Consider the following 11,244-nt stretch of genomic DNA (forward strand, 5'->3'; position numbering starts at 1 on the left):
TACGGTTAACTGACGGCGCCCATTACACAATATAATCCTGTGAACACAGTGCTATTCCATGATTTTGCTTACCTTTGCAAAAAGATTTTTTGACGAGATGAAAATTGCAATCGTTGGTACCGGATATGTAGGGCTCGTTTCGGGAGCCTGCTTTGCCGAAGTAGGCATTGACGTGACGTGTGTGGATGTAGACATCAACAAGATAGACAGGCTGCGCGCCGGAGAGATACCCATCTACGAGCCGGGGCTTGATGACCTGGTGAAGCGTAACGTCAGCGAAGGACGCCTGCATTTCACCACCGACCTCACGGCTTGTCTCGACGACGTGGAAGTCGTGTTTTGCGCTGTCGGCACCCCGCCCGACGAGGATGGAAGCGCCGACTTGAAATATGTGCTTGAGGTTGCACGCACTTTCGGACAGAATATCAAGCGCTACACCATTCTTGTCACAAAAAGCACCGTGCCTGTCGGCACATCACGCAAAATCAAAGAAGCCGTTGACGCTGAACTCGCCAAACGTGGTGTGGATATACCATATGAAGTCGCCTCCAATCCGGAATTTCTCAAGGAAGGCGCGGCGATAAAAGACTTCATGTCGCCCGACAGAGTGGTGATAGGCATCGAGAGCGACCGCTCCCGCAAGGTGATGGAGCGTCTTTACCGCCCGTTTCTGCTCAACAACTTCCGGGTTATTTTCATGGACATCGCTTCGGCTGAGATGACAAAATATGCCGCAAACTCAATGCTTGCGACGCGCATCTCGTTTATGAACGACATCGCCAATCTCTGCGAACTCGTTGGAGCCGACGTGAACATGGTGCGCAAAGGCATCGGCACTGACGCCCGTATCGGAAATAAATTCCTTTATGCCGGATGTGGCTACGGAGGCTCTTGCTTCCCCAAGGATGTAAAGGCGCTGATTCACACCGGTAAGGAGCATGGCTACACCATGCGTATAATCGAAGCCGTGGAAGAGGTCAACAACAGGCAGAAATCAATTGTCTACGACAAACTGGAAGCCACGCTCGGAGACCTTAAAGGAAAACGTGTCGCAATATGGGGGCTCGCATTCAAGCCGGAGACCGACGACATGCGTGAGGCTCCGTCGCTCGTTGTCATAGAGCGCCTGCTTGCAGCCGGGGCTACAGTCGTAGCCTACGACCCGGTGAGCATACCCGAAGCGCAGCGACGTCTCGGCGACAAGATTGAATATGCCCGCGACATGTATGAGGCGGTGATTGATGCCGACGCTCTTGCCCTGCTTACAGAGTGGAAACAGTTTCGCGTACCATCATGGAATGTGCTCCACCGCGTCATGAAAGGCAATATCATCATTGACGGCAGAAACATATATGATCCCGATGAGATGGCAGAAGAGGGATTCCTCTACCATTGCATCGGTAAATAAGACCCCGTTCCGTAACCGCCACGGAATAATCGACGCCATTATTTGGTGATTACGATTCATTTGATTATATTTGCATTAAATAACACTCTCGCCTCATGCAAATATCACGGACAACCCTTATCGCCCCTCTCGCCTTGACCATAATACTGACAGCGCAAGCCGATGTTGTAGACGATTATGCCACGGGGCGAAGCGGTGAAGCGTTGAAAGCCACGCTCTCACGCCATTGCCGCCCGTCAGTCGCCATTGATAGCGACATCATCGCCGAGAGCCTTGTCATGTTGCAGGACAAAGGCGGCAACCCTCTTGACGGGCTTACCGGCAGACCGCTTCACGACCTTGACTTCGCTGCCGTCACTTATATCGTGCCTCTTGAGTGGATGAATCCGGTCCCGACATTCCGAAAAGAAGCGTCGACCGACCTCAACAACATGCTTCTCACTGATGGCGCGACTGCAATCGACCGCGGACAGCTGCCTCTCGGCGACAGCACTGACAACATAGATTGCGTGACTCCGCCGCCGTCACTAAAAGGCGACATTGCAAGAGCCGTCTTTTACATCGCCACTCTTTATCCCTGTGAACTTTGGGGAAGCTGGGGCAGATCCATATTTGACAACACCGCCTATCCAACTCTGCGGAAAGAATGGAGCGAAATGTACATGAGATGGCATCAAGACGACCCGGTTGACGAGCAGGAGCGCCGACGCGACGAAATGACACGAACATTGCAAGGCAATTCCAATCCGTTTGTCACCCACCCCGACCTTGCCGACTATCTATGGGGAGAAAAAGCCGGCGCTGTCTACAAGCCGTCGGCAAAGCCGGATAATCCCGACTCACCTGACACTCCCGGCGGAGCCACACCTCCCGGCGACATTGACGAGACGCCGACTCCACTGCGTGAATGTTACGACAGCAGCGACACTTATGTCTATCTTTATTCTCCCTACGTGCCCGACAATGTAAGCTGGACAGTCGACGGCACCCCCGCGTCAGGCCGCATTGAAGTTGCGTCACTGTCAACAGGGCGTCACGAGCTGCGCTACTCCTCTCCGACAGCAAAAGGCAAACTAATCATAACCGTAAGACAATGAAAAGCCGAATACTGTTGGCGGTGATACTGCTTGCCACCGTCGCCTGCAATAAATCCCGTCCCTACGACGATGTAGACCCGGAAACGCTGAAGCCATCGGGCAGCGAGGACACACGCCCCTCCTACTCCTTTGAGGGCGAGATTGCCGACGACAGATGCCGCTTTGTCTCGGAGCAGCTATCTCTGCACTACGATGACGCAGGCATAATATTCAGCTCTGAAAAGAGCGCAGGCACCACCATATACCGCGCCATAGGACTTGCGACAGGCAACTCCGCCGAGCTATTCATGAATGAAACTGACGAGCCACGCCTTTTAGTCAACGGGACAGAGATTAAAATAAAATCAGCCGTAAAAGAGCATGAAAACGAAAAAGGAGCCTGGATACATATCCAGACTCCCGATTACAAACACATTGTTTTCGTTGTCACTGATTTATGACCTATCGGCGTTTTGCCGGCTTTTCATCGGCGAAACGGTTGGGAAACGTCAGCTCCACCTTCGGACGAATCATCGCATATATCACAAGGAACACCCCAAGCAGGATAAACGGAATACTGAGCTGCTGCCCTATATTCAGTGTCATTGTAGCTTCGCGGGCAACCTGGTCATTTTTGATAAATTCGATAAGAAAGCGCGGAAGGAAAATACCGATGAAGAACACTCCGAGTATCAGTCCCGGACGAGCCTCAGCGTTTTTCTTCCAGTACATCCACATCAATAGTCCGAACAAGGCGAAATAGCACAGCGCCTCATAAATCTGAGTAGGATGCACAGCCTGACCCTCGTAAAGCTCATGCCACTCGCGTGAACGCACAAACATGAAACCCCAAGGAAGATCGGTCGCAGTACCGAAGATTTCAGAGTTAAACAGGTTACCAAGACGTATCAGACCGCCTACAAGAGCTATCGCTATGACAAGACGGTCAAAAGTCCACAACGGACTCTTCTTCGTGACAAAGATGGAAAACAGTATAACCGCCAAGATGATAGCCACTGTGCCGCCATGACTGGCAAGACCGCCTTCCCAGATATACAATATCCTTATCGGGTCAAGTCTATATACATCCCATTCATAGAAAAACACATGACCGAGACGGGCGCCGACAATAGTCGCCACCACGACATAAATAAGCAGTATACCGAGCCAGCGCTCAGGCGCCCCCTCATGCTTGAACATACGCGCCACAAGCTCATATCCCACCAGAAATCCGATGGCAAACATAAGCCCGTACCACCTTACGGTGACAAAGCCGCTGAAAATCTCGGGATTGACGTTCCAGGTTATAAAATCAAGCATTTTTTACTTATACTAAATGACGGATTAAATCCTCGCGGTCGCCGTAAAGCATGTCGATAACCGGAATTTCGATCATCGTGTATGCTCCGGGGCGCTCAATCATTGTGGCGCGTGCCACTCCTACGAGAATCTGAGCTGTCAGTGCAGGGTTGTTGATTGACATGTTGAACTCAAAACGCTGATTCTGGGTGACACCGGAAACTCCCTTTCTCACCATGTTCACGCCATGACCCATATCCTTTATGTCGTCGACTGACGGCACGGCAAATACATGGGTCTCGTCGCTTGCAAAGTAGGGATCCTCCTTCACTGCCTTGGCGATATCCTCGATTTTGTAGCCATCCTCAACTTCAACATACACCATGCGGCGGTGAATGCCTGTCCCCAGCGGTATAGTCATCGACAGGGCGTTTTTCACTCCCGGCTTTGACTTTACGGCAACTGTGTGACCCATGCTCATGCCCGGACCAAAATTGGTATAGGTCACGCCCTTGGGTGCGGCTGCCTGCATAAGGGCACGCACTACCGAGTCACTGCCCGGATCCCATCCTGCCGATATGATAGCCACAGAACCGTGAGCCTTCGCTATCGGGTCGAGGGTCGCGCGCAGATCGGCGATCCCGCCGTGAATATCGTAGCTGTCCACTGTGTTAATGCCTTCGGCAAGAAGTATACGGGCATACTTCTCGACCTCGCGGGTAGGCGTACATAGTATCGCCACCTGCACGTCATCGAGTTCAAGCACGTCACTTACCACCTTGTAGCCTTTCAGCTCAGCAGGCTGCTCTCCGGCAGGATTACGCCTTACAACACCTGCCACTTCAAAGTCAGGTGCCTCAAGGAGCGCATCCAACACAAACTTTCCAATGTTACCATATCCAACTATGGCAGCTCTAATCTTCTTCATTTCTTTATTTCAATTAAAAAACAGAGTATAATCTTACTCAGGCTGACGTCCGTTCACGATAGCCTCTGTGTCGCGTGCTATCATAAGCTCCTCGTCAGTAGGTATGACAACAACCTTGACCTTGGAGTCGGCAGCTGAGATGAGCTTCTCTTCACCGCGTGACGAGAAGTTGACATCATCGTCAATCTTGACCCCGAGGTAGGACAGGTGGTCACACACGCGCTTGCGCAGAACCTGCTGGTTCTCGCCTACACCACCGGTAAACACGATTACATCCACTCCGTTAAGCACGGCGGCAAATGCGCCGACATACTTGATGATACGGTAGATATACATGTCAAGGGCGAGTTTTGCGCGCTCGTCGCCTTTTTCTATGGCGGCGTCAATATCACGCATATCTGACGAGATACCTGAAATGCCGGCTACACCGCTCTTCTTATTGATAAGGTCGCTAAGCTGCTTCGTGGTCAGATGCTCCTTGTCCATGATAAAGGTGAGCGCTCCGGGATCCACGTCACCTACACGTGTACCCATCATCAGACCCTCCACGGGAGTGAGACCCATCGAGGTGTCAATGCTTTTTCCGTCAAGCACAGCTGTGATTGAACCTCCGTTACCGATATGGCAGGTGATGACACGCTGCTTGTCAAAAGGCAATCCGAGGAAGTCACACGCACGACGTGACACATAACGGTGGCTGGTGCCGTGGAAGCCGTAACGGCGTATCGCATACTTCTCATAAAGCTCATAAGGCAATGCATACATGTAAGCCTCCTTGGGCATAGTCTGGTGGAAGGCGGTGTCAAACACTGCTACCTGAGGCACTCCGGGCATAAGCTCGGTGATAGCCTCGATACCGGTCATGTTGGCGGGGTTGTGAAGCGGCGCCACATCGTAGCACTCCTTGATTTTCTCAATCACCTCATCGTCAATCTTGACACTCTTGTTGAACTTCTCGCCTCCATGCACTACGCGGTGACCTACAGCGTTGATTTCATCAAAGCTCTTTATACACCCGAAAGTGGGGTCGGTAAGTATGTTAAGAATATCATTGATTGCCTTCTTATGGTCGGGGATAGGCATCTCAATGGTTTTCTTGTCTCCGTCGGGAAGCTTGAACTTCAGGAATGAACCGGGAAGACCTACTTTCTCCACGCCTCCTTCAGCAAGAGTGGTCTTGCTGTCTACGTCAATTAATTTATATTTTACGGAGCTGCTTCCGCAGTTCAAAACTAATATATTCATTTTCAATATGGGATTAACGGCTATTAGTTGCGTGAAGCTTCACCTATAGCCTGATTGCAGGTAATAATGATTGTCTTGTAAATATCTTCAGGGAAACATCCGCGTGAGAGGTCGTTGACAGGAGCGGCAAGACCCTGGAGGATAGGACCTACAGCCTGCACTCCGGCAAGACGCTGCACAAGCTTGTAAGCGATATTTCCGGTTTCGAGCGACGGGAACACAAGCACATCGGCCATTCCCTTCAGCGGGCTGTCGGGAGCTTTGCTCTTGGCAACACCCGGCACGAGCGCGGCATCAGCCTGAAGCTCGCCGTCACACATAAGCTCGGGATCGGCCTCATGCACAAGCTTTACAGCCTCGATCACCTTGTCAATACGCTCATGCTTTGCACTGCCCTTGGTAGAGAAGCTGAGCATGGCGATACGCGGCTCGATACCGGCGATGTCACGCGCAGTGTCGGCGGTAGAAAGCGCAATCTGGGCAAGCTCTTTAGCTGAAGGATCGGGAAGAACCGCGCAGTCGGCAAATACAAGTATGCCGTTTTCGCCGAAGGGCACTCCGTCGGGAAGAAGCATTACAAACGCTCCTGACACAACATCGATGCCGGGCTTGGTCTTGATTACCTGGAATGCGGCACGAAGCACATTGCCGGTAGTGTTAAGCGCTCCGGCAACCTGTCCGTCGGCATCGCCGTTCTTAATCATAAGACAGCCGAGATACAAAGGATTGGCTGCTGTCTTGCGGGCATCTTCCATGCTGATACCCTTGCTCTTTCTCAATTCATAGAAGAGTGGTGCATACTTGTCAATAACCTTCTCGTCCTTGGGATTGACAATACGTGCCTTGCATATATTGGTCAAGCTCAGCTCACGGGCTGCGTCGGCTATCTCAACGGGGTCTCCGATAAGAATGATGTCGGCTATACCTTCGGTAATGATGCGGTCGGCAGCCGTAAGTGTACGCGGCTCTGTTCCTTCGGGAAGGACAATGCGCTGGCGCTCTTCTTTTGCCTTTTTGGTCAATTTTTCAAATAGTCCCATAGTAATTGATTTTTAGTAAATTTATGATGTGATATTATTAATGTGCAAATTTAAGGTTTTTTGGGCTAAAACACATACGCCGATGTATAGTATTTTTCAAATCAGGCAACAAAAAAGGCGCGGAATGATTCCACGCCTTTGTTATCAAAACAAGCTTTGAGTTCAATTACATCGCCTCGATGCGCTTGAGGTTTGCCTCGTCGTCAAGAGTGTAGTAGACGCTGCGGAGCAGACGGCGGGCGTCGCTCTCGGTCTGGTCATTCTTGAGGGCGGTCTCAAGATAAGGTATAGCCTGTCTCAAGAGCGGGTCTATCTTTTCTTCACGAAGCTTGTTGTAAGAGGCATTGTCAATAGAGCCTGCACCCTCCTCAATAGCCACAGCCTTGGCATAAAGCACTCTTCCGAGGTCAAGCTGAGCCTTTACGTAATCGGGATTGAGTGACACAGCCTTTTCAAAGTCGGCCTGTGCCTCGTCATTTTTCTTCTGGCTCTGATAGAGGATACCACGCACATCGTAAAGCTCTGCATTGGTGGGAGAAACGGCGATAGCCTGCTCAAGAAGAGTCATAGCCTCGTCATATTTCTCATGATTGATCTTATCGTTGATGATGATGGTAAGATACTTGCTTGTAGAGTCACCGTACACCTTGTTTGCCTCATTTGCAAATTCCACGATAAGCGCCTCGTCCTGCTTCTGCGCGGCAACACCGATTGCATAGTCATAGAGAGCCTGTTCGTTGTAGCCGAGCTTGAGGGCTGAACGGAAAGCGCTGATAGCGTCGTCAAGACGCTCTGCCTGCCATGCGGCAAGACCCTGGAAATAACAAATCTGACCTACGATTGAATCGGGAGCAGCCTTGGGAGCGTCCTTTCCAAGAGAAGGATTATCGGGAAGAGATGTATAGATTGACCATGCCTTGTAAGCACCGGGATAGTCCTGTGCTTCCCAAAGGAACTGACCGCCCGACGCATAGTCATTGTAATGGGCGGCAAGTTTCTTTGCCATATCTTTAGAATATTTGGTCTTTACCTTGGGGCTTCCGTCCTTGTTAAGCTTGGGAGCTCCGGTCTTGTCGACCTCGGGAACTGTGTCAAGAGGGAAAGCGGTCATGAAATACTCATAGCCGTTTACGAGAGCCTGACCCATCGCCTTGTCATCGGCAGCCTGTCCTACGGCTTTCTTGCCGAGCTGGCTGTCATAGTCGCCAAACTCGATCGTTCCGGCTACATACCATGTCTGTGCGTCGTTCTTGGTCTCAGCATCGGTCAATGCGGGAGCAAGCTGTGTACGCGCCTTTGCAAAGTCGGCGTCAAATCCTTTAGACTTACCTTCAACCTCTTTTACAAGGCTCTTCTGGGCTGAAGCTCCTGCAACAGCCATGAAGCAAAGTCCTAACAAAAATAATTTTTTCATACTTGCTATTGATTACATTAATGAATTTAGTGTCTGTCAATTGTTAAGTTCGTCATCTTCAGTCAGCTCCTCGTCATCGTCGGCGGCAACTTCATCGATTTCCTCTTCAGGGGTCTCGTCGATTGCAAGCGGGGTCTGCTCCGACTCTTCCACAAGGATGTCGCTGTCAGTCTCCTCTTCCGGGTCAGACAGCACGCAGCACACGGATGCAATCTCATCGTTACGCTTCTCAAGGTTAATCAGACGTACACCCTGTGTCGCACGACCCTGGACGCGGATATCGGCAACCTTTATGCGGAGTGTGATGCCCGACTTGTTGATGATTACAAGGTCATTGTCATCGTTCACGCTCTCGATTGCGACAAGATTTCCGGTTTTCTCGGTGACATTCAGGGTCTTGACTCCCTTACCGCCACGGTTGGTCACGCGGTAGACGGGCTGACGCTCGATAACTCCGTCGACTTCTACATCTATGTCAAGCGGCGTACGCTTTCCGTAGCCTTTCTCTGATATAACCATAACGCTATTTGGGGTGTCAGCGTTCATGCATATCATGCCTACAACCTCATCTTCTTCGCCATCAAGCATCATGCCGCGCACTCCCGTCGACACTCGGCCCATCTCTCTGACCTTGTTTTCCGGGAATCGTATCGCACGGCCCTTGCTGTTTGCCATGAGTATATCGCTGTTACCGTCGGTAAGCTCGACACCGATCAGGCTGTCATTCTCCCTGATGACAATAGCCTTCTTTCCCTTGGCGAGCACACGGGCATATTCTGACAACGCAGTGCGCTTGATAACACCGTTTTTAGTCGCAAATACAAGGTAATGTGACGTAGTGAATTCCTTGTCGTCAAGCTGCTTGCAGGCAATGTAAGCCCTGACTTTGTCGCCTTGTTCGATATTGAGCAGATTCTGTAGCGCGCGGCCCTTGCTGTTTTTAGCTCCCTCGGGAAGCTCATAGACTTTCATCTTGTAGACAAGACCGCGGTCGGTGAAGAAGAGCATGGTGTTATGCATCGAAGCCGTGTAGACATGCTCGATAAAATCTTCATCACGGGTGTTGCTGCCTCGCGAGCCTACACCACCGCGATTCTGAGCGCGGAACTCGCTAAGCGGAGTGCGCTTGATATATCCCATGTGGGAGATGGTGATGATCATGTCGTCATCAGCATAGAAGTCCTCGGCATTGAAATCGCCCGCCATGTAATTAATGTCGGTCTTGCGCTCGTCGCCATACTTGTCACGCACCTCGGCAAGCTCGCTCTTTATAAGCTCGCGGCACACATGCTCGTCGGTAAGGATAAGGTTAAGATGCTCGATAAGCTTGAGTATCTCCTCATATTGTGCATGAAGCTTGTCCTGCTCCAGTTTTGCAAGATTGCGGAGCCTCATCTCCACGATGGCGAGAGTCTGGGCGTCTGACAGCTCAAATCGAGCCGAGAGCTGTGCCCTTGCGTCTTCCACGGAGTCGGCACCGCGTATTATGCGTATCACCTCGTCGATGTTCTGCGAAGCGATTATAAGTCCTTTAAGAATGTGGGCACGCTCCTCAGCCTTGCGTAGCTCGAAGCGGGTGCGGCGTATCACGACCTCATGGCGATGTGCGATAAACGCCTCAAGTATCTGCTTGAGGTTAAGCGTCTTCGGGCGACCGTTGACAATAGCCACATTGTTGACGCTGAACGAAGCCTGCATCTGTGTGAGCTTGTAAAGCTTGTTGAGCACGACATTGGCGTTGGCGTCGCTTTTAAGGCGTATCACGATGCGCATTCCCTTGTAGTCACTCTCGTCATTCAGGTCGGCGATGCCGTCAATCTTCTTTTCATTTACAAGATCGGCGATATACTTGATAAGCTCTGCCTTGTTTACATTGTAAGGGATTTCGGTCACGATGATATCCTCATGATTGGAGTGAGTCTCGATCTCGGCCTTCGCGCGTATCACGATTCTGCCGCGTCCGGTCTCAAACGCCTCCTTTACACCGTTGTAGCCGTAGATTGTACCGCCGGTGGGGAAATCAGGCGCCTTGATATGCTGCATCAGCTCGCTTATCGTAAGCTCCGGATTGTCGATGAGGGCAATCGTGGCATTGATTGACTCAGTGAGGTTATGGGGAGGCATGTTGGTTGCCATACCTACGGCAATACCTGACGTACCGTTGACCAGAAGGTTGGGGATTCTTGTCGGCAGCACGGTAGGCTCCATACGGGAGTTATCGTAGTTGGGCTGGAAATCCACTGTCTCCGACTCGATGTCGCTGAGCATTTCCTCGCCTATCTTTTCAAGACGCACCTCGGTATAACGCATTGCCGCGGGACCGTCGCCGTCGACCGAGCCGAAGTTTCCGTGTCCGTCGACAAGTGTATAACGCAACGCCCAAGGCTGTGCCATACGCACAACCGTACCATAAATAGATGAGTCACCGTGGGGGTGATACTTACCCATTACCTCGCCGACACAGTTTGCCGACTTCTTGTGGGGATTTGACGAGGTGTTGCCCATCTCGTTCATTCCGAACAGCACACGGCGCTGCACGGGTTTAAGTCCATCCCTGACATCAGGTAACGCACGTGACACAATCACCGACATGGAGTAGTCGATGTATGCCGACTTCATCTCGTTTTCAATATCAATCTTTAGGATTCTATCTTCTTCCAGCATATATGCAGTTTAAAGTAATAACGGTTTAATGTCGTGCTGTCAGCACGAAAACATTCACGCAAAGATAAATAAATTTTACGAAAAAGTGAGTAATTTTAATCTCTGTATTGTTTAAAATATGTTGAAGTACATTAAATGTGCCTTTCACCTTGTTTTTTGGCATAATTATT

General features: G+C 50.9%; 9 protein-coding genes. 3 read left to right on the forward strand and 6 right to left on the reverse strand.

The features are described 5' to 3' along the window. The first annotated feature begins 97 nt into the window (after positions 1-97). The 3 genes from E4T81_RS05765 (at position 98) to E4T81_RS05775 (ending at position 2,945) form a co-directional block, all read left to right on the forward strand. Positions 98-1,408, forward strand: coding sequence for a UDP-glucose/GDP-mannose dehydrogenase family protein (locus E4T81_RS05765; RefSeq protein ID WP_135042312.1), 1,311 nt, complete (start codon positions 98-100; stop codon positions 1,406-1,408). Positions 1,409-1,503: 95 nt separating this feature from the next. Beyond that, the gene (locus tag E4T81_RS05770) at positions 1,504-2,505 is read left to right on the forward strand and encodes an endonuclease (RefSeq protein WP_135042314.1); all 1,002 of its coding nucleotides are present in this window, start codon (positions 1,504-1,506) and stop codon (positions 2,503-2,505) included. Next, positions 2,502-2,945, forward strand: a complete 444-nt coding sequence (locus E4T81_RS05775) for a hypothetical protein (protein ID WP_135042316.1) — start codon at positions 2,502-2,504, stop codon at positions 2,943-2,945. The genes E4T81_RS05770 and E4T81_RS05775 overlap by 4 nt, the downstream gene beginning before the upstream one ends. Before the next feature lies 1 nt (position 2,946). Here E4T81_RS05775 and lgt read toward each other — a convergent pair whose 3' ends face one another. The 6 genes from lgt to gyrA all read right to left on the reverse strand — a co-directional run bounded on the left by lgt (position 2,947) and on the right by gyrA (position 11,074). Beyond that, positions 2,947-3,804: a prolipoprotein diacylglyceryl transferase gene (lgt, locus tag E4T81_RS05780; protein ID WP_135042318.1), complete on the reverse strand. Its 858-nt coding sequence runs from the start codon at positions 3,802-3,804 to the stop codon at positions 2,947-2,949. Positions 3,805-3,811: 7 nt separating this feature from the next. Continuing rightward, the gene (locus tag E4T81_RS05785) at positions 3,812-4,711 is read right to left on the reverse strand and encodes a diaminopimelate dehydrogenase (protein ID WP_135042320.1); all 900 of its coding nucleotides are present in this window, start codon (positions 4,709-4,711) and stop codon (positions 3,812-3,814) included. 33 nt (positions 4,712-4,744) lie between these two features. Next, complete coding sequence (locus tag E4T81_RS05790) at positions 4,745-5,956, reverse strand: acetate/propionate family kinase (RefSeq protein WP_135042322.1); 1,212 nt, start codon at positions 5,954-5,956, stop codon at positions 4,745-4,747. Positions 5,957-5,979: 23 nt separating this feature from the next. Then, positions 5,980-6,996 (reverse strand): phosphate acetyltransferase, encoded by a 1,017-nt coding sequence (gene pta / locus E4T81_RS05795; protein ID WP_135042324.1) that lies wholly within the window; start codon positions 6,994-6,996, stop codon positions 5,980-5,982. A gap of 166 nt (positions 6,997-7,162) precedes the next feature. Continuing rightward, the gene (locus E4T81_RS05800; protein WP_135042325.1) at positions 7,163-8,410 is read right to left on the reverse strand and encodes a tetratricopeptide repeat protein; all 1,248 of its coding nucleotides are present in this window, start codon (positions 8,408-8,410) and stop codon (positions 7,163-7,165) included. Positions 8,411-8,446: 36 nt separating this feature from the next. After that, positions 8,447-11,074 (reverse strand): DNA gyrase subunit A, encoded by a 2,628-nt coding sequence (gene gyrA, locus E4T81_RS05805; protein WP_135042326.1) that lies wholly within the window; start codon positions 11,072-11,074, stop codon positions 8,447-8,449. Between the last annotated feature and the right edge of the window lie 170 nt (positions 11,075-11,244).

The organism is Barnesiella sp. WM24 (assembly GCF_004570975.1).
Lineage (GTDB): Bacteria > Bacteroidota > Bacteroidia > Bacteroidales > Muribaculaceae > Muribaculum.